We start from the raw sequence: 25,990 nt of genomic DNA on the forward strand, positions 1-25,990 counted from the left end.
GGGGACTGCAATCGTGGCCCGTCGCTCTCTGCCCGCCCTCGCCGCCTTGGCGGCGAGCACGACCCTGCTGCTGACTGCCTGTGGGGGCGGGAGCGACGACTCCTCGGACAAGATCGAGGGCGCGGGGCAGGGGTCGGGCAAGCCGTCGGCTTCTGCGTCTACGGACGACGGGAGCCCGGACGTAAGCGTGCCCAAGGACCTGAAGCTGGTCTTCGACTTCAGCAAGCCGTCGGACCCGAAGCAGGCGGCGGCGGTCGACAACGCGGCCAACTACATCCGCGCCCTGAAGCACGGCATCGTGCAGCAGGACGAGAACGACCCCGCCTACAAGCACTACTCGGCCGCACAGGCGGCCCAGTACGCGAAGACTCAGATCAAGACGTGGGTCAAGGGCGGCTGGGTGCCCACCGGTACGGACCGCTACTTCAAATCCGAGGCGACCGAGCTCGGCGAGGGGAAGGCCGTCCTCGTCACGTTCTGCCGGAACCAGGCGAAGTCGTTCAGCAAGGACATCAAGGGCGGCAAGATCCACTACGGCAAGGAATCGCTCGACAGCTACCAGAAGTTCAGCGTGCTCATGAGCCGACCGCAAGGCGACGCCAAGGTGTGGAAAGCGCAGACGGTCGAAGTCCAGGGGAGGGTCAAGGAATGCCGCGGATGACCAGGAACCTTCGCGCACGGCAGTGGCTCGCGGTGGCCGGAGTGGCGGCCCTGGCGCTGGGTTCGGCAGGAACGGCGCAGGCCGACGACATTCCCGGCGGCACCACGCAGCCACCACCGGCGCCCGTGGAGGGCGGTGCGGACAACAACGGGAACCTGTCGGCCAAGACATCCCAGATAAAGATCAAGTACGTGAGCGGTGGGGGCGGCGACGGTAAGAAGGGCAACCTCGCGCCCATCGACCCCAACTGGGAGCCTCCGGCCTGTTGGTACGAGCCGGCCTTCACGCCCGCGCAGCTCAAGGACTTCGCGGAGAATGACGGCGGCGGCGATGTCGGCATCCACCAGTCGTGGTTCGGCAAGGGCCTCTGGACCGACCACTACAGGGACGGAAAGCCGGAGAACAACTTCGACCTCCACTCCCCCAAGGACAGCGTCGCCGAGGGCTACAAGGACTACAACGAGGGCAAGAAGGGGTACTTCTGGCGCGGCGTCGCGCCAGACCCCTCCGACCCCAAGTCCTGGGACTGCGGCCGCATCATGTTCTGGGTGGACGCGGGCGAGATCCCGGACGACCCGAACGCCCCGACCCCGGAGATGCTCGCCGAGTACGCCTACGACAAGGTGAAGGTGCCCGACACCGAAGTTGAGCTGAAGCCCGAGGCCAAGTCGACCGTGAACCTGCCCACGTGGGCCTGGCTGGACAAGGGCACCTTCAAGGACGTCAAGGTCCGCGCGGAGCTGCCGAACACCCCTCTGTGGGCGGAGACGACGGCGACGCCGAAGAGCCTGCACCTGGAGCCGGGCACGAAGGACGCCGAAACCTTCCCCGCATCGGGCGAGTGCGAGATCAACGAAGACGGCAGCATCGGCACCCCCTACACCCAGGGCAAGTCGAAGCAGGACCCGCCGTGCGGCATCAAGTACCTGCGTGCCACGGACGGGAAGCCGTTCCAGCTGAAGGCTTCCATCACCTGGGAAATCTCCTGGGAAGGCACGGGCGGCGCAGGCGGCACCATGCCTGACGGCACCTTCGAGACGACCCAGGACATGAACGTCCAGGAAATCCAGTCGATCAACCGCTGAGGGACCAGCTGACCGGACCACGCGATATCGTCGCTGACCGTCGGCGGGACGCGGAAAGCTGCACAAGGGGGACAAGACCATGGGTGGTAAGGGCAAGAGCGACCTCGCGCTCCCGCTCAGCGACCTGGAGGACTACGGAAGCCGGTTGCGGTCCGTCAAGGACCGCATGAACCGTACGAAGAAGACCTTCGAGTCCTACAAGGACGACATCGGCGACGGCGGTGTGTACGACGCGCTCGAGGACTTCGAGTCCAACTGGGAAGACGGCCGCGAGGACATCACCCAGCAGCTGACCGCGCTGGCGGACATGTCCGACGCCGTCGTACGCGAATTCAAGAAGCTGGACGACAAGTTGGCGAAGGACGTCTCGGAGGGCGTGAAGGAAAAGGGCGGCAAGGGGAAGAGCAAGGGAGAGGGCGACTAGCAAGCAGCCTCCTCCGCACGCACTCCCGTGCCCGGGTCAGCCCGCAGCCCCCTCAGCCGGAGGCCCTCAGCCGACCTCGTTCTCCGCGATCGCGCTCCCCCGTACCGTTACGTCCCCGCCGTAGAACAGGCCGGTGAACACCGGGCTGTACGTCAGTTGGACCTCGACCTCCACCTGGTCCGCGTTGGCCGTCACGCAGTGGGTCGCCGCGACGTCCGCCGCGGTCATGTCCGTCGAGCGGGCGTACGCCTGGGCTCTGGCGCCGCAGTTCTCGTAGTTGATGGGGGCACCCTTGGCGCCCTCGTAGATGCCCTCGCGGTCGACGTCCTGCGCCGCGTACCGCGCTGCCTGCTCCGCGATGTCGGCGGCCCGCTCCCGCTTGGAGATCGAGAGGCCGCCGTCGATGACGAAGGCCGAGAGCGAGAGGAAGACGAGCGCGAAGATGATGACGGCACCCGCGCCCGAGCCACGGTCGTCGAGGCGTCCGCGACGAATGGCCACCCAGTCCCGTACGAGAGGAGCGAGGCTCACACCGACCTCCGGTACGGGTCGAGCGAGGAGCTGAAGCTGGCCGTCAGCGTGGTCGGCACGTCGAGGCCGATCATGTCCAAGCCCCGCACTTTGCAGCTCACTTCCACCGTGAAGAAGGGGTCGACCTCGGCCTGGAAGCCGTCGCTGGTCTTGTTGACGTCGACCGGGCCCGAGCAGACGTCCGCGAGGTCCGCTTCCGCGGCCGCCTTCGCCTCCGCCATCGCCGTGCCCAGATCCTTCTGGATCGATCCCGCACGCGCCGCGTCCCGCGCCGCTCCGTCGATGGCCCCCCGGCCGTCGACGAGCTGGCCGAAGGCCACCAGGACCAGGATGAAGAGGATCATCACCGGAGCGAGGATGACCACCTCGATGGTCGAGAGCCCCCGGTCGGACCGCGGGTCGAACGCGTCGCTTCGACGAACGGCTCGTGCCCATGCGTTCCTCATCAGCCGCCCTCCCCCTCTTCCACGAACCGCTCCACCGGCCCTGACGACTGCGCGTGCACCGTCAGGTCGAGGCCCGGGAAGACCGAGGGCACGTTCGCGGTGATCTCCACCCCGACCGTGTTCGCCTTCGGCTCCATCGTCTTCACGTCGGGGCTGATCACCAACTGCGGTCCCAGCTGCTGGATGTAGGCGTCGACCACGTCGCGCGCATCGCCCCGCCAGCCGCCCGGGTTCTCGTCAGCCGTCGCACGGGCCTTGCGCGCTCCCGCCTGGGCCGCGGCCTGGGCGACATGATCCGCGAAGAAGTACAGCGCGAACTGCACCGTCGCGAAGATCATGAAGAACAGCACCGGGGTGAGCAGTACGAACTCGATCGCGGTCATGCCGGATTCACCGCGGGTGGAGGCTGACTCCACCCTGCGGCGTACCCATCGCTTCACGCACCCGCGCACTCGTCCCCGCCTTCGCTCCCCGGTATCCGATTGATCAGCAGGTGCTGCCGGCGTCCGCGCCCTTGATGCAGTCGCCGACCTTCTTGGCCCCCGAGCCGAGCGCCTCGTTGATGATCGCGGCGACCACGCCCACGATCGCCACGACAACCGCCGAGATGATGACCCACTCGACCGCGGACGCACCCCGGTCGAGCTCGCCGGACCGGGCGCGCTGCACGCGGCCCTGCAAGAAGGTGATCACGAGGTCCAGACCGGGGTTGCCGGTGCTGAAGTTCCGTCCGTTCATGGTGAGTTGTCCTTTCAGGAGTGGGGGGAAGGTTCCCGGGCGGCCGCCGTCGGCCGACCCGTCCGTCGCCGTAAGATCGCTAGACCTGGAACACGCGCATCGCCGCCGGGAAGATGAGAAAGACCAGGAAACCTGCGCAGAGGAGCAGCTGGGCGACGAGCATCGACTGGGACTTCTCGCCCGCGCTGCCCTCGATCTCGGCCATCTCGCGGTGCCGCATCGTCTCGGCGCGGGAGGCCAGCGACTCGCGCACCTTCGCGCCGTCGTCCGCCACCAGCGCCAGGGACGCCGACAGGTCTTTCAGCTCCTCGACGCCCAGCTCCTCGCCGAGTGTGCCCAGCGCCTGCCACTGGCTGATGCCGGTGATCCGGGCGTCGGCCAGCGCGCTGCGGATACGCCGCGCCGCCCAGCCGTCGGAGACCTCCGCCGCCGCCATCAGGGCCTCGGGGAGGCCGCGGCCGCCTGCCAGGCTCATCGACACCAGGTCCAGGTAGGCACCGATGACGCGGCGCAGGTCGCGCCGCTTGCTCGCGGCGTCCCGCCGCACTTCGAGGTCGGGAAGGAAGAAGAAGAGGGCGCCGAACATCAAGGCCAGCCAGACCGGGATGATCGGGCTCCTGCCGACACCCAGCGTCCAGATGATGGCGAACAGGAACGGCCCGAAGAAGACACCCGTGGCCGCGAGCAGCGTCTTCGTCGCCAGGAACTTCTCCCAGCTGCGTTCGAGCACCGCCAAGTCGGCACGCAGCGAACGCTGTTCCCAGCCCTGCTGGAGATAGAAGTCCGCGACTCGCGTACCCACGCGGGAGCGCACCGTCCCGAGCCGGCCGGAGTCGCCCTTGCCTTCACCGGAGGTGGCGCGATGCGATGTCTCGTACGCCGCCCCCCGAGCCCGCATCGCGTCGATCCGCGCGACGGTCGCGACCGCACTCCGCTTTGAGGGCATCAGGGCACGTACGAGGGCGTAGATGCCCAGGCCCATGATGGCGCCGATCACTATCGGCATCGTCAGGCTCATCGTCGTACCCCCTCAGGATTCGAATAGCCGGGCTGACCGGACTGACCAGGCTGCCCGGATTGACCAGGCTGACCGTACGGTCCGGACGGCCCCGCCAGCGGCGCCTGAGCACCCGTGCCAGGGGCGGAACCCGGCCCCCGAGGCCGCACGAACTGCACCCCCGGCTCGTCCCGGACCAGGAAGCGGTCCGGCGTCTCCACCGTCGACAGCTTGCGCAGCCACCAGAAGCCGAGCGCGAACAGGCCGCAGACGCAGGCGAGTACGAGTTGGCCGACCGCCGTGCCGTAGGGCTCGACGAACTCGCGGTTGAAGATTGAAAGGCCGAGCACGAACGAGACTGACACCGCGACCACGATCTGCACCGACCGCCGCGTCGACGCCCGCTGCGCCATCACGCGCTGGCGCATGTCGACCTCTTCGCGCGCCGACTTGGCCAGGGCGCCAAGGACCTGCCTCAGACCCGGACCGCGCAGCTTCGCGTTGAGGATCAGTGCCGCCACGATGATGTCCGCCGACGCGTCGTCGATCTCGTCGGCCAGGACCTGAAGGGCCTCGGGAAGCGGCGTACGGGCACGCAGTCGGTCCACCAAGGCGTCCAAGTGAGGACGGAGGACAGGAGCCGCCGCCCGCGCCGAGGCGGGAATCGCCTGCTCCAGGCCCACCGCGCCCGCGATCGTGTCGCGCAGGGACTCCGTCCAAGCGGCGAGGGCCTCCACGCGCTTCATCTGCGCGCGCTCCTCCGCCGCGCCGCCGAACAGCTTGTCCCAGAAGAAGACGAGGATGCCGGACGCGATGCCCGCCACCGCCCAGCGAGTCAGGAGAAGCACCACAAGGCCCACGCCGATCGCGAGCGACCCGCGCCGGCCCGCGAACCGGATCAGCTCGCTCATCCGCTCGCTGGCCTTCTGCTTCTCGTGCTCGGGCTTCACCGGCAGACCGCGCAGCGCGATCGCGAGGACCGCGATGCCACCGCCGACCGCGACGCCGCAGCCCAGTGCGTACAGGACGGGCAGCGAGAAGAGGCCGCCCATCGAGCCGAGTTCGCCCAGAGCCGCAAGCTCGGTTGAGTTCATGTCGTGCTCACCCCCATTGCCCGGCGGGGCGGTAGCCGAACTGGGCCAGGTCGTCCATACAGGCGATCGGCGCGTGCGCGACGACCTGCCCGTTCGAGGCCTCCGCGAAGACCTCGCTGGACAGGACGCGGCCGTCGACGCCGTTGACCTCGCGGACCGAGGTCACCATGCGCTGGAGCTTGCCGCCGGTCTGGTAGTTGTTGCGCCGCTGGATGAAGACGACGAAGTTGACGGCTCCGGCCACGAGCATCTGGCTCGCCTCGATGGGCAAGCGCTCGGCGGCCTGGAGGGCGTACGTCGAGATGCGGTTGAAGACCTCACTCGAACTGTTGGCGTGGATCGTGGAGAGCGAGCCGTCGTTGCCCTGGGACATCGCGTTCAGCATCGTCACGATCTCGTCACCGAGGACCTCACCGACGATGACGCGGGACGGGTTCATGCGCAGTGACCGGCGCACCAGCTCCGCCATCGAGATCGTGCCCTGGCCCTCGGAGTTGGGCAGGCGTTCCTCGAAGGCGACGACGTTCGGGTGCAGGTCGGCGAACTGGTCGAGGCCGAGCTCAAGGGCTCGCTCGACGGTCACCAGACGCTCGTGCGGCGGGATCTCGTTGGCGAGCGCCCTCAGCAGAGTGGTCTTCCCGGCGTTCGTCGCGCCCGCGATCATGATGTTCTTGCGGGCCCGCACCGCGCACGCCAGGAAGTGCGCGACCTCGGGGGTCACCGTGCCGTTGCCCACCAGGTCCGACATGAAGACCTTGCCCATGCGGGCACGTCGGATGGAGAGCGCGGGGCGCCGCGTGACGTCCATGACGGCCGACAGACGCGAGCCGTCGGGGAGCCGGAGGTCGAGCTGCGGGTTGGCGGAGTCGAAGGGGCGCGAGGAGAGGCCGGAGTACGCGCCGAGGATCTGGATGAGCTCGATGAGCTCCTCGTCGGTCTCGGCGACCGGATCGGCCTTGGTCTCGCGTCCGTCGGCGTATCCGACGAAGACCTGGTCGCACCCGTTGATGTCTATGTTCTCGACCTCGGGGTCGTCGAGCAGCGGCTGGAGCCGTCCGACGCCGAAGAGCGCCGCGTGCACGGCGGCCGCGTACTTCTCCTCGGTCTCGGCGTCCAGCGGGGTGCGCCCGGCGTTGATCTCTATCCGGGCGTACTCCTCCAGGATCTGGGCGATGACCGCGCGGGCGTACTGCCGCTCGTCCTCGCCCGACATGGGGGTGACGCCGGAGACCTGGTCCAGGCGGCGCTGCTCGGCGATGCGGTCACCGGCGTCCTGCCGGAACCGCTTGACGAGCGAGTGATCGACGGGGACGCTCATCGGCCGGCTCCGGGCGCGCCTGCTCCGTGGGCGCCATGAGTTCCATGGGTGCCATGAGTGCCGTGCGTGCCCGCGGTCGGGTTGGCCCAGGCGGCGCCGTACTGCTGGTAGAGATCGACGGTCACCTTGCGGGCCGAGCGGATCAGCATCGACTTGTCGAGACGGCCACGCTTGCGGCCGGCCAACTGCTCGGCGCCCGCGGGGTCCTCGGCCAGCGTGCCGACGACGCGGGCGCCGGTCTGCGCGGCCATCAGCATGTCGTTGACCTGGTGGACGAGCTTGGCGGATGTGGAGGGGTCGGCGATCAGGAGTACGCCGATGAGCGGGGTGGCCAGCGAGGCGGCCCCACGCGATCCGCCGTGCAGCTTGGCGGCGAGGGCGGCGGCACGGTCGCGGACGCGGGCGATGGCCTCGGGCTCGGTCCGCGAGACGAGCAGCACGAGAGCCGCCTGCGGGAAGAGCTCGACGGCAGGAGTGTCCCCACTGATGCGACCACAGTCGGCGATGACATCGGCGGGAGCGTGCGGGGAGTCGGCGAGCTGCGAGAAGGCGCGGCCGAGGGTCGGCCACAGGCCCGCGAGTCCGGCGGCCTGCTCGGCGATGCCGAGCCCGACGAGCACCTCGAGACCACCGCTCAACGGCTGCGTGTGGTCCCAGAGTTGGTCCGGCACGAGGCCGCGCCGGGCGGTGGCCGCGATGCTGAGCATCCCGGTGTTGGGGTTGAGCGGCCCGCCGTGCGCGGCGGCACTGCGGTAGACCAGGTCGCCGCCGGCGGGGTCGGTCTCCGCGACGAGCACGCGCCGCGGCCAGACGGCTGCGAGCGCGACGGCCGCGGTGGTGACTCCGGGAGACCCCTTGTCGGCGGCGAGAGCAATGAGCGCCATGTCTCTTCTACTCGCCTCTAGTTGCCGTTGGGAGACACTTGGACGAGCGAGACGGCACCGGCGGACGCGGCCCTGGTGACGGCGGCGGCATCGGCGCTGTCGACCATGAGCGTGACGCCGAGGGCGCCGGTGCTCACGGTGGCGTCGCTCTTGTCCGCGACGGAGCTGACTCGGGCGGCCGAGACGATCGGCGCGTCACTGGCGCTCGACCCGGCGGAGCCGCCGGTCTCCTTGTCGCTGCTGCCGGACGACGCGGAGTCGCCGACCTGGTAGACGTCCACGCTGTCGCCGGCCTTCAGGCCGTCCGCGGGGTACTGCCCCTCCTTGAGGGAGACGCCGACGGCCGACTTGCCCGCGGGCAGCCCGCTCTTGCTGGAGAACATCTCGCCTACGGCGATAGCACCCTTGGGGATGGTGTTGGTGGCCTTGAGCTTCTTCAATCCGTCGACCTGCGACCACTTGACGTAGTTGATGCTCGCGTCGTCGGCGACCATGACGGAGGTGATGTTGTCGCCGCTCACCGACTCGCCCGCCGGGATCTCCGCCGTGACCTTCACGACCTCTACTCGCTCTCCCGCGCGCAGCACGAGAACGGTGGCGCCGAGCGCGCCGATGAGGATGAGCAGAACGGCCAGGGCGGCGAGTGCCGGTTTGCGCTCGCGAGGCGGCGCGGGAAGGCGCTCACCGACCGCTGGCTGAACCGGCGCGGCGGAACGGCTGTTGCCCGCCCCCGTACGCTCTTGGATCTTCACGCAACTGCTCCCCGCACGCCCAAGAAGATTCGGTCATTTTCAGACACTTGTGACACTCGCGACTCTCTTCGCCCGCCTTGGGGCGGGCTATTCAGCCCCAGGCGCAGTGTCAAGTCATCGCACCGTATCAGCAGCACATAAGCCCCTCAAGACACGTTAAGACTGCTGCGGGCCACACCCCTCATCGTTATCCACGCGCAATCCGTACTCCATGGTTCCCACGCATTCCGGGCGTCGCGGGAGGGGTCGAGGATGTGCGTACGCGAATAACCACCCTTTGCGCAACGGGCGGCGCGAGGGGCGGCGATGAGGCGGTGACGAGGAACACCGGCCCGGTGGCTGCCTGATGTTCAGCTGATCCATCAGCCGCACGGATGACGCCGGGAGGGGTGGGAGTGGTTCCGGGTTGGGCGGAGTTCGGCCATGTCGGGGGTTGAGGGGGGGTACGTTCCGCCTCAGCTGACCCTCAGGCCCGCCGCAACTCGTCCTCGACGTACGTGAGGAAGCCCAGCAAGTTCTCGGCGAGGACCTGGGGCTTCGCGGCGCAGTGATAGACGCCACGCTCAACTCGCCCCGGCGGAAGGCGGTAGACGGTGGCGCCGTCCGCGCGGCTGAGGGCGAAGAGCGAGCCGCCTCCGTCGGAGCCGAAGACGACGACGGGTTCGTCAACAGCGGGCGCACGGCCGCCGCCGACAACCCGCGTGGGCAGCTCCCCGCGAAGCCCCGCGACGGTCACTTGCGCGGAATGCGCGAAAAGCCCGACTCCTACGTCCGGCAGGCTGACGTCGCGGACATGACGGTGAAGAAGGGCGAGGTCGACGGGGAGGGCGGGGCCGGGGCCGGCGGAGGTTTCGTCGTATCCGGCGGCACCGAACCCCTCCTCGGCCTCAAGGGAGTTGGAGTCCGGTGGATACCCGAACCGGGACTCGAACGCCGAGATGTAGACGTCCAGCGACCCCTGTACGCGGGATATCCAGGCGTCGATCCAGGCACTGCTCAGAGAAGACCGGCACGACGAACTCGACATGGCCCCCACCCCTCCCCTCTCCTCACTCTCTGCGCACCTCTCACTCACTCAATCAATCACCCGGCGTCGATGAACCCCCGCCCACACTCCCCCGTCTCACAGTCCGGCACGCCGGGACCCGCAGCGACGGCGAGCCGAGCGGTGAAGTACCGCACCAGAAATCCCTGCTGTGCTCGACACGGAAGAGAAATTCAACCCCCATGAGATTTTCCTTTCCCTCGCAAGTACGCCGCACCTCCTCACGGGCGGCATCCTCACGCAAGGCCATGGCGGCGACCGGCGTAGCCACGGCGGCGCTGGCCCTGCTGGCCACCAGCACCCCGGCCGCGCACGCCATCATCGGCGGCACCGAAGTCTCCAACGACGCCTATCCGTTCATGGCGGCCGTCATGGACAAGGGGGCCGGCAGCGCGCTGGACCGCCAGTTCTGCGGCGGCAGCCTGGTCACGTCAGACACCGTCATGACGGCGGCGCACTGCCTGGTGGACGACGCGGGCAAGCCCCTGAAGCCGAAGAAGCTCCAGGTGGCGGTGGGCCGCACGGTGCTCTCCAAGTCCGGCCAGGGACAGATACGCAACGTGGCCAAGGGAGGAGTGGTGGTACATCCCCGCTACCTCAAGGGCCAGGAGGCGTACGACGTAGCGTTCATCCAACTCAGCAAGCCGGTGCGGGGCATCTCCCCGATCGCACTCCCCACCCAGGGCACGGACGCCCTGATCCGCCCGGGTCAGAAGGCCACGGTCGCGGGCTGGGGAAACACGGACACGGAACTCCCGAACACCCCGGACCGCCTCCGCGAGGTGAAGGTCCCGATCCTCTCGCACGCGGAATGCGGCACGAGCTACGCGGAGTACAACTCAAAGGTCAACTTCTGCGCGGGAGTAGAGACCAAGGACTCCTGCCAGGGCGACAGCGGAGGCCCCATCTTCCGCAACGTGCCCGGCCGCAGGGCCCCGATCCAGATCGGCGTCGTCTCGTACGGCGACGGCTGCGGGGCGCAGGGCGCTCCGGGGGTCTACACGTCGGTGAGCTCTTCGAAGCTGTGGAAGACGTTGGATGAGTCGGCGGCGGGGAAGAAGGTGAAGCGGGGGATGAACCGCCGCTAGCCGACTGCGGGCTCGGCCCGGCGGTGTTGCCGCCGGGCCGAGCTCCGACTCACCGGCCCTCCGTCGGCTGCCGCCCGCCGCCCCCGGCGAGCACGGCATCCAGCGCGACCCGCTGCACGCGGGGCAAGTGATCCCCGAGAGGTACTTGCCGCGGGCTGTGCTCGCCGTCGCAGATCCAGCTCCGCTCATCGACGTCGTACGTCCACGTCGCAGCACCCCACATGGGATGCCCTTCCAACAGGCGCCGGGCCAGCAGCTCGCTCTCGGGCGGGGCGCCCTGCGAGACGAGCGCTTCGACAACCGCACCCACGGCTTCGGGCGGGGCGTCCGCGTCACCCAGTACGGGGAGAAGGAGCAGCAACCGGTGGTGAGGGTCGGTGACTCCGGCGACTCCTGTGGGGGCTGTGAGGAGATCGGCCAGCTCCGGCCAGCACAGTCCAGGCCCTATACGGTCCTGATCGTCGCTGGCGAGGACGAGGGCGCGGGAGTCCGGCCAGTCCTGGTGCGTGAGGAAGTAGTCGGTGGTCGTGAACTCTTCCCCGCTGTTGTAGTGCACGAGAATCGCGAAGCCACCGGGCAGCGGCACGGTGAACTCCGGCCAGGCCGACCTGTCGTGCAGCCGCTCCAGGGCGGCACCGGCATCCGCCGCATCACTGCCGAACGCCTCCGCCGGGAAGCCTTCGCTGAGATCCACGAGGCGGGCAGCCCAGAATCCCGGTTCGTCCAACAGCGGAATGCCGTCCACGACGGGGGCCGATGCGTACCAGTGCCGTGCCGTCACCACGTTGGTCTCCCGTAGTACGTGTCGTAGAAGCAGTGCTGCGTCAGGAGGTAAGTGCCCTGAGAACGCCGTGTGCGCCATCGCGCGAGCAGTCGTTAGGTCTCACAACTCATTGACGTGGTCCACGAAATCAGCGATCAGGCCGGGCGGATTCGCCCGTTCTGTCGCCTCGACCTCCCAGCCGGGTTGGTCCATGTCGAAGACGACAATCGGCACCTCCCTGCCGAGGGCCGCAGCGAGTCGGCCGTCGGCGTGCAAAGAGCAGGCGACATCGATGCACTCCTCAGCGAAATCCAGCACGAGCCGCTCGTACAGGGTGCCCGGCTCTCCCTCTCCCGCGCCCTCGGCCGGCATCAGCTCCAGAGGGTCGGCCTCACCCTCGTACCAAATTCCCTTCCTCATCGCATGCTCCGCAAAGAGCTCACTGCCGACCGGATCAGAGGGAATGCACCCGATCGCCTCGAAGCCATCCAGAATCCAGTAGGCGTATTCCCACCGGGCGGCCCCCTCGTACGAGCACTCGCTCTCCATTACGCGGCGGACCTGGCTCTCGGTGTTGTAGCCGATGTCCACGTACGGGCGTCGGGGGTCGTAGTCGACGCGCCAGATACTGAACGAGACCACATAGATCTCAGACTTGAGGGCCTCGGGAAACCTCTCCACGATCCGCTCGGCGCCGCGTCGCATGTGGTCCTGGAAGATGCTGCTGCGGGGCGGCACGTCAGAAGCCCCAGGGGGCGTGGTGCGGGGTGAGCGTGGGGTCTTCCGACCAGACCAGGCGGGCCTCCAGCTGATCACCGAGAACATGCGTCAGACGCTCGACCATCCAGCCGTTCCAGCAGACGGCAGTGGGAAACTGCTTCGCCCGGAAAGCCGGGAGTTCCGCGGGAACCGCATCCGGACGGAATACTGCTCTCTGGATGCGCTCGAGATGATCCGGTGGCGAAGATTGTGCCGAGTCAATGCAGTCGGCCACATGCTCGACGAGGTAGAGCAGGTACTCATCCTCCGTCGGGCGCTTGGGCCTTGAGTTATTGTCGGGTCCTTCGATGTGCACCGGCAGGAGGCGGCCGGCTGCGGCGAAATCGACTTCTTGAAGAGCGTCGACAATGCGGCGGCTGAGAACCGGTGAAGCCGGATCCCCGTTGGGGAAGTCACTCTTGGGCCACTTCTCATGACCTCCCCATTCTGCGTTGAAACGAGTGGGATGATCTCCGGTGGATCCATTGAACTGCCAGCGCACGACCTCGACCAGCGAGTTGTCGAAATACAGAAGCTGAAACTCACTCATGCTCGGCAGCAGGCGGTACACAGAAAGGGGCTTCGATTGCCCGTTGTTCGTCATGACGCCTTCATTCTTCCACGATCAGAAGGTCAATCTCGTCCAGGTTGCCGTCGGCGACGGCAGTCCATTCACCATTTGGCTGGGTGAAAGCTCGTGCTCGACCTGCCTCCCGATGCTCCTGAGCTCCTGTCGGATCGAGTCGCCGATCTGCGTGGCACTGTGGCCCAGCCCCAGGCCACGCTGCTCCGTGGCCACCAGATGCTGATTGAGCCTCAGGAGGAACGGATTACGATGTGTAAAGTTGTGTGGCCGGTGATGGCCCAAGGGTATGCCGTTCGCTGCCTCATTGATGTCGACTCCGTACCGGCTCAGTATGGCGCGACTGTCAGCAGTTCGCCCTACCACCCGATTCAGCGAAGAAGGCACGATATGTGCCGCCGCCTGACCGGGACCTACAGGGCGCCCGTCCGCAGCCAGATTCCTTCTGAGGATCGCAGCGTCGCACACCAAGCCCAAGTAGTCGGTCCAACGCAAGGGGTTGGTGACATAGGCGTGCGCGTTCGGCCCCGCGTCAAGGCCAAGTGGGTCCGGGCTGATATAGATGGCCGAGGCCGGGTCGTAGTGACGAAGATTGTTGTAATGCAGCTCGGTCTCGGGGTCGAAATATTGGCCTGGAAATCGGAGAGGGATATTGACCTCTCCATTCGCACTCCAAGTGGTAAGACCCCAAAGTGTGGCTCTGGCCCGCCAGACGATACCGCCGGACTCGTCGACGAGTTCGGTCGGAGCCCCGACGAGATCGGTGATGATCGCGAAGAAGCGCTCGTCGACGTCTTGGGACGCTCCGGCCAGAGTTGTTCGTTCCGTCTGAGCAACCGGGACCAAACCGTCTCGGTCCCAGGTGACCGTCGTCTCCTCGGCACTGCTCATGAGGCAGGTCGTCTGCTCCACCAGATGTGGACCGTCCCAGGCAAAGCGGATCTCCTCGACGGTCGTCCGCCCGTCTGCGGCCAGACGCCGCTTGGCGACCCGACGCCCAAGTGAGTCATACACGTAACGCCAGCGGGTGCCGTCCGGGGTGGTGACCCCGGTGAGCCGGTCCTCACCGTCCCAGCTGTAGCGCCAGATGTCCGGCTTGCGGGAGAGCCGGGTCTTGCGGCGCAGCACGACGCGCCCAGCGCTGTCGTACTCGTAATGGACGGATCCGGCACGTGTGACACGACTGCCGGAGTAGGCACGATCGCCTCGGGCCTCGGCCTCGGGGAGCCCCTGCGGCCAGGCGGCTCGAGTCTGGTTGCCTGCCGCGTCGTAGGCATACGACTCGGTCCAGTCACTGGCACGCACGGCCGTGACCTGCCCCACCGCGTCGAGATCGAATTCCCGACGGCCGTTGGTGAGATCGTCCAGCGAGGTGGCGTGGCCGTCAGCCCGGTAGGTGTATGCCCTCCGCAACAGCGGCTGCGAGTCGTGCGGGACGGTCAGCGCCTGGCCGATGAGGCGGCCCCCTGCGTCCCAATTCTGGCTGACCGTAAGGCCGGCGGCGTCAAACCCGCGAGTGGTCTCATGTCCGAGCTCGTCGTATGTGGAGGTCAGGACATGCCCCGAGGTGGTGAGCGTCGTCCGGCGTCCCGCTGCGTCATAGCGGTACCTGGTGGTGACTCCGGTGGGAGTGGTGCGCCGGGCAGGGCGGCCCAAAGCGTCGTAGGCCGTGATCAGCGTGCGCCCGTCGATGGCTTCGGCGGTGACTCGGCCCTCTTCGTCGTACTCGTACGTGAGCGTTGCGTCGGGGCCGACAGCCGTCAGGACGCGGCTCGCGGGGTCGTGCGTGTAGACGGTCGTCATGCCGTCCACGCACTTCTCCACTTGGTTGCCCACAACGTCGTACACAAAGGTTGTTGTCTGCCCCATCGCGTTGGTACGGCTGAGGAGCTGTCCGGCGGCGTCGTACGCATAGGTGATGACGCGGCCGTCGAAGTCAGACTCCGATATGAGCCTCCCCGCCGGGTCGTACGTGTAGTCCCAGGTGAGCCCGTCGGGCCCAGTGACCTGGGTGAGCCGCAGCTCGGCGTCGTGGGTGAAGACGTAGCGGGCGCCGTCCGGCGTGGTACGAGAAGTCAACAGGCCGAAGGCCCCGCAGGTGTGGCGGGTGACCTGGCCGAGGGCGTCCGTATGCGTGAGCCAGTTGCCCTCGCCGTCGTAAGTCCATGACTCGATGGAACCGTCGGGGCCTGTCCTGGCCGCCTTCCGTCCCTCGACAGTCCATACCAGGCTGACGGTCGCGCCCGACGGATCGGTGATGGCGCTTCTCCGGCCGAAGGGGTCGTACTCGCAACGGGTCACCCCACCCAGCGGGTCCGTCGCGGTCAGCTGTTGACCAGCCGCGTTGTTCGTGAAGCGTGACACCGCTCCCAGCGCGTCCGTCACCGATGTCACGGCGCCCGTCCCGTCATGCGTGAACCGCGTGACGGCACCGTCGGCCGACGTCAACGACGTGCAATTACCCCGCTCGTCCCACTCCTGCCGGATCACGGTGCCGTCGTAACCCACCTGCTCCACTGGAAGGTTGAGGTCGTTGTAACTGACAGTCGTGGTGGTTCCGTCGGGCAGACGGACACTCGTGACGTTGCCCATGACGTCCCGCTCCATGTGGAGCGTCCGGCCCAGCGCGTCGGTCCGGGACAGCATCTGGTCGCGGTGGTCCCACTCCTGGAACACCGTGTTTCCCACGGGATCAGTCTCGGCGATGAGCTGGTAGGCGTCGTTGAACTGAAAGCGCGTGCTGAATCCGAGGGCGTCCACGACGGTTGTGACGTGCGCCTCGTCGTCGTAGTCGAAGGTGTTGTCGAGGAAGCCGTCCATGCCGCGAGTTGCCACACACCGGCCGTCGGCGTCGTACTCGTACTGGTACCACGCGCCGTTACGGTCCTTCCAACCGTTGATGCGGTGCTCTTCGTCATGGAAGAGCTTCTGCGGCTGCCCGGAGGAGTCGTAGACCTCGACCAGGCGGCTGTGCTCGTCGTACCCGTAGCGAAGAAGTGTGGGCTGCTCGGGGTGGCTGCGCAGGGTCAGTTCACTTACGCGGCCGTCAGCGCACGTCACGCCGACGCGGTAGCCGCCGTGGTGGACGACCTCGTCGGGCAGGCCGTCGGCGTCGTACGTGACCGAAATGGTGTTGCCATTGCGATCGCTGATCACAGCCAGCTGAAGCTCCTCCGGATCTCCTCCCGCCATCGGCCGGAAGTGGAGACTTCGCCCAGTCTCGGGCTGATTCACGGTGAGCGCGCCCCCAGCGACGCCGTCCCAGCTCAGCGGCCAGGCAGGGCCTTCCACCGGCAGGACTGACATGCCCGGTTCCGGCACCGGATAGATCAGAGCCATCCCGTCGGCGGTGAAGAATCTCGCTCCCGTCGCGTCCAGCAGTAGTCGCTGATCGAGGGTGGAGCTCCAACTCCGCCCAAATAGCCGTCCGTTGTGGACGTTGGTGCGGTAGTGGCGTTCGAGCAGGAGAGGGAGAACGCCGTTCAGCTCGACATCCGTGGCCGACATCACCATCTCGCCGGTCGCCATGTCGATCGGATCGCCGCAGGTGAAGAGCTTCTTCACTTGCCGCCCCAGGGCGCGAGCGCCCTTCCCCATGCCCTTGACGCCCAGGGCCATGCCCTTGAGGCCGACCTTGCCCAGGCCCTTGAGGCCCTTGGCGAGGCCGCGGAGGCTGGTGAGGCCCTTCATGCCGGGGATGCAGTCCAGGGCGGCGAACGCGACGTCGAGTAGGCCTGCTTCTCCGTTGGCGTATTTATGGAGGGTGTCGGCCAGGACGACAAGCGCCGCGATGAGGACGATGGCACCTAGGATCGGGCCGCCGATGATCATCGCGATGACGCCCAGAACCGCGACGACGACCTTGCAGACGGCGACGATGGTGTCCCAGTTGTCGGTGACCCAGTCGCCGACCTCCTCCCACCACTTGCGGTTCTGAATACCGGCGTCGGAGGCCTCTTCCAGCTTCTTCTTCGCCGTCCCGGCCGCGTTCTCGCGCATCTTGCGCGCGTCCTCGGCCATCTTCTTCGCCGCGTCGAGGTTGCTCTTCGCCGCGGAGACGTCCGACTTGGCGGCGGTCTGGGCTTTTTCGGCGGCGGTGGCGTTGCGGGTGGCGGCCTTGACCTTGTCCGGGTCGGGCTTCGGAACGTCCTTCCCGGCCTTGGAACCGCCGTCGTCGTCCTTGTACTTGTCGGCTTCCTTGCCCGCCTTGTCCATCCAGGAGTCGGCGGACGTGAGGCGGGTCTGGGCGCTGCTCAAGTCGCCTTGCGCTTCACGGCCCTTGACCAGGGCCTTGTCGGCCAGGGCCTGGGCGCGCTCCAGTTCTGGCCAGTAGGCGGAGAGCGCGTCGCCAGCCATCTCGTAGCTCTTCTTGAGCTTCTTCAGCTTGCCGGGCGCGTCCTCGAACTCCGCCGTGAAGGACTCCGCCGTCTTGCCCGCCCACGTCAGGATCGCGTCCTCGCCCGCCATCCCCTTGATGTCACGCAGGACTTTCGACACGTCGTCGGCGAAGTCGTGCAGGTTCTTGGCAAGATTGCGGACCCGGTCCGGATCACCCGGAGTCGGATCCTTGTCCAGGTCCAGGACATGCCAATCCGCCGGACGATTCCCCGCCATCCCGCAACCCCCGCCTCTTCCGTCCCACAAGTACCCGTACGCGCATGCGAAGTTACTAGCTGCGTGCGGAGGACGGGAAGGCGGCAGGGCCGCAGGGCGTCAGGCTTGAGCGCCCGTCTACTCCGCGAAGCGGAAGGTGGACGTCACCGCGTCGAAGATGTCGAAGAAGGAGTCAGCCAGGTCCAGGACCTGGCTGCTGCCCGCCACCAGCGCGACCTTCCCCTCCTGGCCCGGAACCGGAATGAACGTCTGCATCAGTACGACGCGCATCGTGCGGTCGTCTCCGGGGACCGAGATGTCCTCGATGCCGTACGTGCGCGCCGCCATCCCCACGCCCGGGATCTCGACCGTCTTCACCTTGCGGTACGTGTCGCCCTCGCGCCTGGCCTCGCGCACGCCGAGCTGCGCCACGATCGCGGCGGGGTCGGTCGGCATCACCTCACCGCTCGACGTACGGGCGCCGACCAGGGAGACCGTGACCGAGCCGGTGATCGGCACGTCGCCGCCGAAGCTCTCCGCCATGCAGCCGCAGTACAGGGCGCCGGACTGCCACGCCTCCTTGGATGCCTTGCGCAGGAAGCCCTCGAAGGTGTTCCGGTGCGGCTCGAGCTCGGGGCGTTCCCGTATGCGGTCGTTGATCATCTGGCGGATGCTGGCGTCGCGCGACTCCGGGCGGACGTCGAACTCCCACCAGGTCTCGGGCACCTTGATGCTGAATCCGCCGCGGGCGATGGTCTGCGCTTCGGTGTAGCGGGCCATGCTGTTGTCCCCGTCCCCTTGTGTTGACTCTGGCTTGTCAGCGTACGAGGCGGCAGGTCGCGGGCCCACTTGGCGTCGCTAGCCCTCGGCGCCCGTGTGCGTGTCCGCGCGCGGCGCGACGTACGTACCCCGCTGCGGCACCGTGAAGACCAGGCCGTCTTCGACGAGCACGGCGATCGCCCTCCGGACCGTGGTCCGCGCCAGCCCATACTGCTGAACCAGCTGAGACTCGCTGGAGATGGGCCTGTTGGGCAACCAGTCCCCGCGTTCGATCCGAGCCCGCAGGATGCCCGCGAGCTGGCGGTACGGCGTAACCGGCCCCTCGTGATCAATTTCAGCGTCCGGCTGGAAGTTCATGATCAGGAAGCTACTCGTACAGAGAAGGCCTCTGTCATTGAGATACGTCTCTGTACGTAGCGATACAAGGCGAGCTAAGTTGGTTCCATTACGTCAGCACCCCCGCAGCCGCTGCAACGGCCCGGGGGCATGGCCAACGCTGCTGAAGGAGCGTCGACATGAGCGACCCTATCGTTCGATTTCTGGGACGGCTGCTTGCCGCCTTCGCCCCACCACCTCGCGGTCGGCACCGGCACGGAGCCGTCCCGAACCCACAGATCGCGCCGCCCCCACCCCGCTTCACCGAACGCCTCGACGGCCACGCCTCGCCCCTCGTCCGCCCCTACGTCCTCGCCCCGGGCGAACGCCGGCTCCAGCGTGAACGCCGCCGCGCCCTCTACCTCGCCACCCTCGGCATCGACTCCGGCCCGCGCCACATCCACGGCGTCGCGGTGGCCGCCCGGTGAACCCGCGCCCTCCGGTGCGCATGTGCGCCCGGTGCCAGCGCACCACTGACGCCCCCGTCCTCGTACACGAAGTGCACGCGGCGACCGGGCCCGGGTTCAACGTGTACGCGTGTGAGGGGTGTGCCGCGTCCTACCCCCCGGCCACCGACCCCCTGGAACTGCTCGATCCCGCTCCCGCTCGCCGTTCCCGTCTCACCCTCCGCGTCTACAGGGTCAATTCCGAGGGGGACGTCATCGAGGACCGGGGGTGGGTCGAGGTTCTCGCGGACGGCGATGCTCCTCGGCTGCTCTCCGGGGCGGGGACGACGGCGTGCCCGCCGTGCAGATGCGGAGACCGCCCGGCGCGGTGACGCCGTCGGCCGGGGCCTCGGATTCGTTGTCCGTGGGGTCGGTCGCCCCCTGAGCCGTGCGCTGTGCGCTGTGCGCTGTGCAGGAAAGTCCCGCCCGGCGGCCCTTATCGCGGCCTCCGGGCGAGGGCTTCTCCGCCTGACGGCGAACGGAGGCTGCGGCGGCCCTACTCGGCGGCGGCCTCCTCCCACGTCGCCGTCAAGTCCGCGCAGTGCACGGTGATCGTCGCGTCCGTCAGCTCCATCTCGTGCACCACTCCCCCGCCCTCCCCGTCGTACGGCAGGACTTCGTCCAGTAGCACCGTGATCGACTCCATCCAGTCGATCGACCTGGCGTATTCGATGGAGAAGCGCGTGACGGCTGCGTACTCGATGCGTAGGCCCTTTTTGTGTTTCCACGGGTTTGGGCTGAATGTGAGTGATGCCGTGCCCGATCCGCTTGTCGTCTTCGCGGGGAGGGAGATGTTCGCGAGCTCCAGGTCCTTTACGCAGCGGTCGCTCGCGAAGGCGTAATGGCCGGCGTCGGATGCAAAGGCCCAGGCCCCCTCGGGCAGGGTCCCTCTGAGGGCGGGCAGTGCTGCCAGGTATTCCTGGGCGTCGAGCCGGAACCCGTGGTCTTCCGGGTCCCAGTCGGTCTTCACGTACTTCATGTGCCGGAGCATTCCATTCCGGTGTCCGGGGCATCGGTATCCGGAGGACGCCATTCGTCCGTTCTGCAACCGAACTGGGCGATTTTGTACGGCCATTGGCCTCACGAGACATTCACTACTTGCCAAAGTGAAACCTGGCGAAGGCATGACCCCTTCAGTACCTTCGGATGGCTTGTAGAACTGTCGCCCCACCGGGAGTCACACGTGAACCGCAGTCGCACCCTGCCCGCCGCCGTCGTCTCGCTGACGGCTGCCACTGCTCTGCTCCTGACCGGATGCGGGGGTGGTGGGGATGACGAGGATTCGGGCAAGGACAAGATCGCGGGGGCGGATGAGGGGGGCGCGAAGAAGGGTGCGTCGCCGAGTGCGAGCAAGAGCGAAGTTCCTGGCATCGAGCGCCCAAAGATGCCGCTCCCCTCTGACGTCGACCTCGTTTTCGACAAAGTCAACGTGAGCCGCCCCGATCAGGCTGCCGCCGCGAGCGACGCCCAGAACTTCGTGCGGGCCATCCGGTACGGGATCACCAAGCAGGACGTGAACGACTCGGCGTACAAGTTCTACTCGGAATTCAAGAGTCCGGCTCAGGCGTACGCCAAGGACCAGATCAAGCAGCGCGTCGACAAGGGTCTGACCATCAGCGGAGAGATGCGCTTCTCCCGTACCAAGGTCACGCCTGCCGAGAACAAGAAGACGAGTGTCGTCTCCTTCTGCAGCGACAGCAGCAAGCTCTACAGCAAGGAAGTGAAGACCGAGAAGGTCCATCACACAGAGCCGAGCATCAGCGACTACTACTCCTGGCAGGTCCTCATGACCCCCTCCAAGAACGCCAAGGGGCTGTGGCGAGCCCAGAAGGTTCAGGTGCAGGACAAGGCTGAGGAGTGCAGGTGACCACTCGTCGCATACCGCTCGTCCTGGTGGCCGCGAGCGCGGCGCTGATGCTCGCTTCGGGAAGCTCGGCACTGGCCGGTGAGGACCCGGGGGTCACCGACAGCAATACGTCGGCCACGAAGAAGGACGACACCGTCGGCGCCATGGCACGCATCAGCTATACGCGGTCCGGGGGCGGCGGGCCGGGGTCGGGCTCCGTTACCTCCGTCGACCCCAACTGGACACCGCCGCCGTGCTGGTACGCCCCGGAGTGGAAAGCAGGCGAGTTCGCGAAGTTCCGTGACCGGCTGTATTTCACCGCAAGGCACGACCCCGATGCTCCACGGGACGCCTTGAAGGACATGTCGGACGAGAACCAGGGGTACGCCAAGGACAACTACAACATCGACAAGGAAAAGGAAGGCATGTGGTGGGGGGCCCAGTTCAGCCCGGATGCCACGCTTGAGGAACAGCAGAAGTGCAATAAGCCGCCGTTCTGGGTCGAGAACGGCGAAGACCCCGGTGTTCCCGAGGCCATCGACGCCGAAACCCTCGCGGGTCTCGCGTACGAACAGATCAAGGTCCCCGGCACCAAGGTGAGCCTCGCCCCCGACGGCCCCTCCAAGGTGAACCTCCCCACCTGGGCCTGGCTCGACAAGGGTGACTTCGAGCCCGTGTCCGTCACCGCCTCGCTCGATGCTCCCGGTCTGCACATCGAGGCGACGACCACCGCCAAGCCGGTCGCGCTCAGCATCAAGCCGGGCACCGAGGACGCCGTGCGCATCCCCGCCTCCGGAAAGTGCGAGCTCAACGACGACGGTTCGATCGGTGAGCCGTACGCCAAGGGCAAGGCGAAGCAGCAGCCGCCCTGCGGCGTCACGTACAAGCGCTCGTCGGGCGACGGCACCTTCAATCTTCAGGCCACTGCCACCTGGGAGATCACGTGGACCGGCACCGGTGGCGCGGGCGGTGAGCTCCCCAACGGCGAGTACGGGAACGACCAGCCGGTCGCTGTCGAGGAGATCCAGTCCATCAACCGGTGATCAGGCGCCGTTAGTTGGCGTTCCGTCGCGCAGCTGCGCCCTGGCGAACGCAAGCAGGCCCTCCAGTTCGATCTCTCGCGGGACCACCGCGTCGGGATCCTGCGGAGGGCCTGTTTCCGTGCGGGGAGGCCGACCCGGGCACCCAGAAAGTAAATGGAAGCAAAGCGGTAGGCAAAGGGAAGGTAAGGTGTCCTGGACCTGCTCAGGCCCCGTGTTCACCCCGTCTACACATACTTCCTACCGCCCCGAACCTCACGTAGGTTCGCTCTGGCGAATCCATGCATCTCCCAGCTATCGTCGGCCCCGGCGCCCTTGCCGTGCGCCTGTCAGCCGACGATGAGATGACCGCCGAGGGGAACACGCAGCGGACATGAGCGACCTACGCCTCGACGACACGATCTTCGAAGATCTGCGCAAGACCTTCTCCACGGTGAGCGATCGTATGGATGCCGCACGCCGCACCTTGCGCAACACCGACGGGTCGGCCGTCGGTGCGAGCAAACTCGTCGAGGACGTGCACGAGTTCGCCGACGAGTGGGGCTACGGCGTCAAGCAGCTCGGCAAGCACACGCACGGCGCCGTCAAGATGATCAACAAGATCGGCGAGAAGTTCAGCGAGCTGGACCAGGAGCTGGCCGAGTCGCTCAAATCGGCGAAGGCGGACTCCAAGAAGAAGGGCAAGTGACGTGGGGAAGCGACCTGCCTTCCCGCACATCGGCTGGGACCCCACCCCCGGGGACGTGACCGACACCCGCGAGCTCGCGAAGAAGCTGGGCGGGCTGGCGACGGAACTTGGCGCTGCCGTACGGGACTTGGAGCGGATCGAGTGCGGAGCCTGGAAGGGCAAGACCGCGCTCGCCTTCACCGAGTACATAGGCCAGGACGTCACTCCCCTCGTCCGCAAGAGTCACGAGTCGTTCGACAAGGCCTCCCGGGCGCTGCACAAGTGGGCCGGCGAGCTCCAGGACTTCCAGGACGAGGCCGACCGGCTTGAGAAGTCGGCCGGGCGGAAGCTGGAGGCCCGGGAAGAGGCCAAGCCCAACAGCGAGGAAGCCGCCAAGGCGTCGGGAGACGTCGACGGGGTCACCCAGCAGGTCCACGACCTGGAAGACCGCTACTCCCGCGCCGCCGGTGCCATCAGCAAGGAGCTCGACAAGGCGGGCGACATCGCCCCGGACGAGCCCGGCTTCTGGGACAAGCTCACCAAGGGCGTCGCTGAGGCGTGGGATGCAACAGGTCAGTGGATCAAGGACCACGCCGACATGATCAAGGAGATCGGCGATGTGCTGAGCCTGATCAGCAGCGCCCTGGGTGTGCTCGCCATCATCACTGCCCCTTTCGAGCCGATCGGCGCGATCTTCGCTGCTGCGGCGATGGTGACGAGCGGTGCGGCACTGCTGACTCATCTGGCGGCCAAAGCCGCGGGAGCCGACGTCACTTGGGTCGAGATCGGGTTCGACGCCTTCGGCGTCCTTCCGGGCGTCAAGGGCCTGACCGGCGGCGCGGCCCTCGCCAAGGGCACGAGCGCCGCCACCCGCGCCGCCGAGCTCGGCTCGGGCTATCGCGCGGTGACGAGCGTCGGCAAGTCGTTCAAACTCTTCGGTCCGTTGAAGGCCACGCCCATGGTGAAGCTCGGGGAGGGCGGCAGCCGTATGAAGCTGGCCGTCGAGAGCGGGCTGCAGAACTTCCGTGGGGGACAGTTGGTCGGCACCAAGTCGATCAACACGATCGGATCGAGGCTCCCCTTCGTCAAGAGCGACGAGCTGATCGCCCCGATGAGCAACGCCGGGCGCGCCTTGGACGGCGCCATCAAGACCGGGCTCACCGGCTACAAGGCTCACACCATCGCCCACAACGACTACGGGAACTGAAGGCACGCCGCGTGAACACCGCCGACAGCACAGGCACGGAGCATGAGAACCCCCTCCCTTCGGGCGTACAAGCGGCCGTGCTGCCCCCCATGTCCTTCAGCCTCCCCGAGGGCATGCATGCGATCGAAGTCTCCTTGGACCCCGCTGAACGTGCGCAAGCGGTGCGTAAGTTGGTCCGGGACATCTATCCCCGCGGCGAATTGCCGCTGTGGGAGATGATGGGCGCCCTCTATAGCGGTACGGCGGACGAAATGCTGGCGGAAGGTGTCTCCTTCTTCGGTATCGGGTTGTACGACATCGAGGACGGCGGCGGAGTAGCACATTGCTCACTGACCATGGCGGTCGTCGAGTCCGGTGAAACGGACCAGGACGTCGTCGCCCAGGGCACCCTGGCAGCGCTCAGGCCCGACCCCATGCTCGACGTGACCTGGCTCGATCTGCCCTGTGGGCCCGCGGTCTCGGCGATCTCCTTCCGACATCTTCTGATCGACGGCCGGTACACGAAGAGCGGCAACGACGAAGAGCTGGTGATGGGCCAGATCCAGGTACACATTCCGTTTTCGACCGGCCCGTATACAGCGGTCATCACCTTGGACACGGCCTCCGTGGAACAGTGGGAGGAGTTCACACATGCCATCGCGGGGATTGTCGGATCAGTGGAATTTCCCAAGTCCTTCGATGAAAACGTGCAGCACTCCGACGAAATCGCCCAGCCCTCCGAAGAAGCCGCGCAACCCTCCGAGGAGAACGCGCAGCCCGTATGAAACCCAAGTGGCTACACCGCTGAGCGGATGCCCGAGAAGACCGACTTCCTCAATCGAGAGACGACGTACTGATGGACTGGTACCCCAGCCCCGACGAGGACGTGCTCCTTCGCACAGCGGCCAAGTTCGCCACCGGCATGGCCCCGGCCGTCGCCGGCTCCCGCTGGTTCCGCGACCCCGAGCGCAGGGACATTCAGCAGGAGTTGCGGGGATGGCCCCCCGGCCCTTCCTACGAGCTGAACTCCACCGGTGTCAAGGCGGCCCGTCGCACAGGGCGTGCGCTCCTTGTCGGCATCCCCATGGTGGCGAACATCATCGCGAACCTCGGCGGAGCCTCAGGAACACCCCTGGGAGAGGTACCTGTCCGGGGCAAGCCCCAGGAACCGGAGAACGAGGTGCACGACTTCCCGGTCATGTGGGCTGCCCCCGGCACCCTCGCCCGCACCGTGCCCTGGCAGTTGGATCCCGCGCGCCGCCCCGAGGACTATGCGACCGACCTCGTCCTGACCGACCGTCGACTGCTCTTCGTCGGCACCCGCTGGGGCACTCTCGACAAGGCCGAAGAGCTTGGCGAATTTCCCCGCGAATCCATCGCCGAGGCGCGGCAGATGAAGTTCAGCGAGATCAACGCCGATGTCCGCATCACGTTCACGGACGGCTCCTGGGTGAGGCTGTTCACCGGCACCCCTGACAGCGCGGAGCGACTCGGCCAAGTGCTCAGTGGCACGGCGCGGGTTCTGACGCAGAGCGCACTTTCCGAGGGGCAGCGGGCCCGGGTGGATCAGTTCATGGCCGAACTGCCGAAGAAGGCGCATCCGCCCACCTTCACCGTGCTCCGCAGCGGCATCGTCCTGGTGGAGTCGCGTGTCCCGGTCAGGGCCGGCTCCGGGATCTTCGAAACGCACTCCATCCTGATGGACGACGCGGGCCGCCCGGCGGAGCCCGGACCCGACGACCTCTGAGCAGAACCGGGCCCGGCGATCTCTGCTCCCGCCGCCGGACTAGCGTTCCCCGTGGCACCACTCCCGTAGCGACAGTAAAGTGCGCCGAATGGATGAGGGGGCCAGTAGCACCGTGGGAACGAAGAGCATGGCACGCCACCAT

General features: G+C 67.1%; 28 protein-coding genes. 11 read left to right on the forward strand and 17 right to left on the reverse strand.

The features are described 5' to 3' along the window. The first annotated feature begins 13 nt into the window (after positions 1-13). The 3 genes from AB0I94_RS21425 to AB0I94_RS21435 all read left to right on the forward strand — a co-directional run bounded on the left by AB0I94_RS21425 (position 14) and on the right by AB0I94_RS21435 (position 2,170). A complete protein-coding gene (locus AB0I94_RS21425; protein WP_363311156.1) occupies positions 14-661 on the forward strand; it encodes a hypothetical protein in 648 nt (215 codons plus the stop codon). Beyond that, positions 649-1,746 (forward strand): hypothetical protein, encoded by a 1,098-nt coding sequence (locus tag AB0I94_RS21430; RefSeq protein WP_363311157.1) that lies wholly within the window; start codon positions 649-651, stop codon positions 1,744-1,746. The genes AB0I94_RS21425 and AB0I94_RS21430 overlap by 13 nt, the downstream gene beginning before the upstream one ends. Positions 1,747-1,825: 79 nt before the next feature. Continuing rightward, the gene (locus AB0I94_RS21435; protein WP_363311158.1) at positions 1,826-2,170 is read left to right on the forward strand and encodes a hypothetical protein; all 345 of its coding nucleotides are present in this window, start codon (positions 1,826-1,828) and stop codon (positions 2,168-2,170) included. Positions 2,171-2,236: 66 nt separating this feature from the next. Here the strand turns inward: AB0I94_RS21435 and AB0I94_RS21440 are convergent, their stop codons facing one another. The 10 genes from AB0I94_RS21440 to AB0I94_RS21485 form a co-directional block, all read right to left on the reverse strand. Then, positions 2,237-2,701 (reverse strand): pilus assembly protein TadG-related protein, encoded by a 465-nt coding sequence (locus tag AB0I94_RS21440; protein ID WP_363311159.1) that lies wholly within the window; start codon positions 2,699-2,701, stop codon positions 2,237-2,239. Next, on the reverse strand, positions 2,698-3,147 hold the full coding sequence (locus AB0I94_RS21445) for a TadE/TadG family type IV pilus assembly protein (RefSeq protein ID WP_363311160.1): 450 nt from the start codon (positions 3,145-3,147) through the stop codon (positions 2,698-2,700). Before AB0I94_RS21445 ends, AB0I94_RS21440 begins: the two co-directional genes overlap by 4 nt. Beyond that, positions 3,147-3,599, reverse strand: coding sequence for a TadE family protein (locus AB0I94_RS21450; protein ID WP_363311161.1), 453 nt, complete (start codon positions 3,597-3,599; stop codon positions 3,147-3,149). Before AB0I94_RS21450 ends, AB0I94_RS21445 begins: the two co-directional genes overlap by 1 nt. Before the next feature lie 34 nt (positions 3,600-3,633). Further along, positions 3,634-3,885, reverse strand: coding sequence for a hypothetical protein (locus AB0I94_RS21455; protein WP_363311162.1), 252 nt, complete (start codon positions 3,883-3,885; stop codon positions 3,634-3,636). 79 nt (positions 3,886-3,964) lie between these two features. After that, positions 3,965-4,903, reverse strand: coding sequence for a type II secretion system F family protein (locus AB0I94_RS21460; protein ID WP_363311163.1), 939 nt, complete (start codon positions 4,901-4,903; stop codon positions 3,965-3,967). Next, complete coding sequence (locus AB0I94_RS21465; RefSeq protein WP_363311164.1) at positions 4,900-5,976, reverse strand: type II secretion system F family protein; 1,077 nt, start codon at positions 5,974-5,976, stop codon at positions 4,900-4,902. The genes AB0I94_RS21460 and AB0I94_RS21465 overlap by 4 nt, the downstream gene beginning before the upstream one ends. Positions 5,977-5,983: 7 nt before the next feature. After that, the gene (locus AB0I94_RS21470) at positions 5,984-7,294 is read right to left on the reverse strand and encodes an ATPase, T2SS/T4P/T4SS family (RefSeq protein ID WP_363311165.1); all 1,311 of its coding nucleotides are present in this window, start codon (positions 7,292-7,294) and stop codon (positions 5,984-5,986) included. Next, on the reverse strand, positions 7,291-8,178 hold the full coding sequence (locus tag AB0I94_RS21475; protein WP_363311166.1) for a hypothetical protein: 888 nt from the start codon (positions 8,176-8,178) through the stop codon (positions 7,291-7,293). The genes AB0I94_RS21470 and AB0I94_RS21475 overlap by 4 nt, the downstream gene beginning before the upstream one ends. Before the next feature lie 17 nt (positions 8,179-8,195). Beyond that, the gene (locus AB0I94_RS21480; RefSeq protein WP_363311167.1) at positions 8,196-8,930 is read right to left on the reverse strand and encodes an RcpC/CpaB family pilus assembly protein; all 735 of its coding nucleotides are present in this window, start codon (positions 8,928-8,930) and stop codon (positions 8,196-8,198) included. Positions 8,931-9,396: 466 nt separating this feature from the next. Continuing rightward, on the reverse strand, positions 9,397-9,957 hold the full coding sequence (locus AB0I94_RS21485; protein WP_363311168.1) for a hypothetical protein: 561 nt from the start codon (positions 9,955-9,957) through the stop codon (positions 9,397-9,399). A gap of 200 nt (positions 9,958-10,157) precedes the next feature. Here AB0I94_RS21485 and AB0I94_RS21490 point away from each other — a divergent pair, with 200 nt between their 5' ends. Beyond that, on the forward strand, positions 10,158-11,063 hold the full coding sequence (locus tag AB0I94_RS21490) for a serine protease (RefSeq protein ID WP_363311169.1): 906 nt from the start codon (positions 10,158-10,160) through the stop codon (positions 11,061-11,063). 49 nt (positions 11,064-11,112) lie between these two features. Here the strand turns inward: AB0I94_RS21490 and AB0I94_RS21495 are convergent, their stop codons facing one another. The 6 genes from AB0I94_RS21495 to AB0I94_RS21520 form a co-directional block, all read right to left on the reverse strand. Beyond that, the gene (locus tag AB0I94_RS21495) at positions 11,113-11,847 is read right to left on the reverse strand and encodes a hypothetical protein (RefSeq protein WP_363311170.1); all 735 of its coding nucleotides are present in this window, start codon (positions 11,845-11,847) and stop codon (positions 11,113-11,115) included. Positions 11,848-11,946: 99 nt separating this feature from the next. Further along, complete coding sequence (locus tag AB0I94_RS21500; RefSeq protein WP_363311171.1) at positions 11,947-12,531, reverse strand: hypothetical protein; 585 nt, start codon at positions 12,529-12,531, stop codon at positions 11,947-11,949. A gap of 34 nt (positions 12,532-12,565) precedes the next feature. Beyond that, positions 12,566-13,189 carry a hypothetical protein gene (locus AB0I94_RS21505; protein ID WP_363311172.1) on the reverse strand — a complete coding sequence of 208 codons (624 nt, stop codon included), beginning with the start codon at positions 13,187-13,189 and terminating at the stop codon, positions 12,566-12,568. A gap of 21 nt (positions 13,190-13,210) precedes the next feature. After that, on the reverse strand, positions 13,211-17,782 hold the full coding sequence (locus AB0I94_RS21510; protein ID WP_363311173.1) for a DUF6531 domain-containing protein: 4,572 nt from the start codon (positions 17,780-17,782) through the stop codon (positions 13,211-13,213). A 117-nt stretch (positions 17,783-17,899) separates the two neighbouring features. Next, on the reverse strand, positions 17,900-18,541 hold the full coding sequence (locus tag AB0I94_RS21515) for a hypothetical protein (RefSeq protein ID WP_363311174.1): 642 nt from the start codon (positions 18,539-18,541) through the stop codon (positions 17,900-17,902). 78 nt (positions 18,542-18,619) lie between these two features. Continuing rightward, positions 18,620-18,898, reverse strand: a complete 279-nt coding sequence (locus AB0I94_RS21520; protein ID WP_363311175.1) for a GntR family transcriptional regulator — start codon at positions 18,896-18,898, stop codon at positions 18,620-18,622. A gap of 158 nt (positions 18,899-19,056) precedes the next feature. Between AB0I94_RS21520 and AB0I94_RS21525 the strand changes: the two genes are divergently transcribed. Continuing rightward, positions 19,057-19,344, forward strand: coding sequence for a hypothetical protein (locus AB0I94_RS21525; RefSeq protein ID WP_363311176.1), 288 nt, complete (start codon positions 19,057-19,059; stop codon positions 19,342-19,344). A gap of 514 nt (positions 19,345-19,858) precedes the next feature. Here the strand turns inward: AB0I94_RS21525 and AB0I94_RS21530 are convergent. After that, a complete protein-coding gene (locus AB0I94_RS21530) occupies positions 19,859-20,341 on the reverse strand; it encodes a hypothetical protein (RefSeq protein ID WP_363311177.1) in 483 nt (160 codons plus the stop codon). Between the two features lie 204 nt (positions 20,342-20,545). Between AB0I94_RS21530 and AB0I94_RS21535 the strand changes: the two genes are divergently transcribed. From AB0I94_RS21535 to AB0I94_RS21560, 6 genes are all read left to right on the forward strand, one after another. Continuing rightward, a complete protein-coding gene (locus tag AB0I94_RS21535; protein WP_363311178.1) occupies positions 20,546-21,229 on the forward strand; it encodes a hypothetical protein in 684 nt (227 codons plus the stop codon). Then, the gene (locus AB0I94_RS21540) at positions 21,226-22,251 is read left to right on the forward strand and encodes a hypothetical protein (protein WP_363311179.1); all 1,026 of its coding nucleotides are present in this window, start codon (positions 21,226-21,228) and stop codon (positions 22,249-22,251) included. Before AB0I94_RS21535 ends, AB0I94_RS21540 begins: the two co-directional genes overlap by 4 nt. Before the next feature lie 370 nt (positions 22,252-22,621). Beyond that, the gene (locus tag AB0I94_RS21545; protein ID WP_363311180.1) at positions 22,622-22,936 is read left to right on the forward strand and encodes a hypothetical protein; all 315 of its coding nucleotides are present in this window, start codon (positions 22,622-22,624) and stop codon (positions 22,934-22,936) included. A gap of 1 nt (position 22,937) precedes the next feature. Then, positions 22,938-24,122 carry an enoyl-CoA hydratase/isomerase family protein gene (locus AB0I94_RS21550; protein WP_363311181.1) on the forward strand — a complete coding sequence of 395 codons (1,185 nt, stop codon included), beginning with the start codon at positions 22,938-22,940 and terminating at the stop codon, positions 24,120-24,122. Between the two features lie 11 nt (positions 24,123-24,133). Next, on the forward strand, positions 24,134-24,886 hold the full coding sequence (locus tag AB0I94_RS21555) for a hypothetical protein (protein ID WP_363311182.1): 753 nt from the start codon (positions 24,134-24,136) through the stop codon (positions 24,884-24,886). A gap of 71 nt (positions 24,887-24,957) precedes the next feature. Beyond that, positions 24,958-25,848 carry a hypothetical protein gene (locus AB0I94_RS21560; protein WP_363311183.1) on the forward strand — a complete coding sequence of 297 codons (891 nt, stop codon included), beginning with the start codon at positions 24,958-24,960 and terminating at the stop codon, positions 25,846-25,848. Positions 25,849-25,990 lie beyond the last annotated feature (142 nt).

Origin of the sequence: Streptomyces sp. NPDC050147, from assembly GCF_040660195.1 — a bacterium.
Classification (GTDB): Bacteria; Actinomycetota; Actinomycetes; order Streptomycetales; family Streptomycetaceae; genus Streptomyces.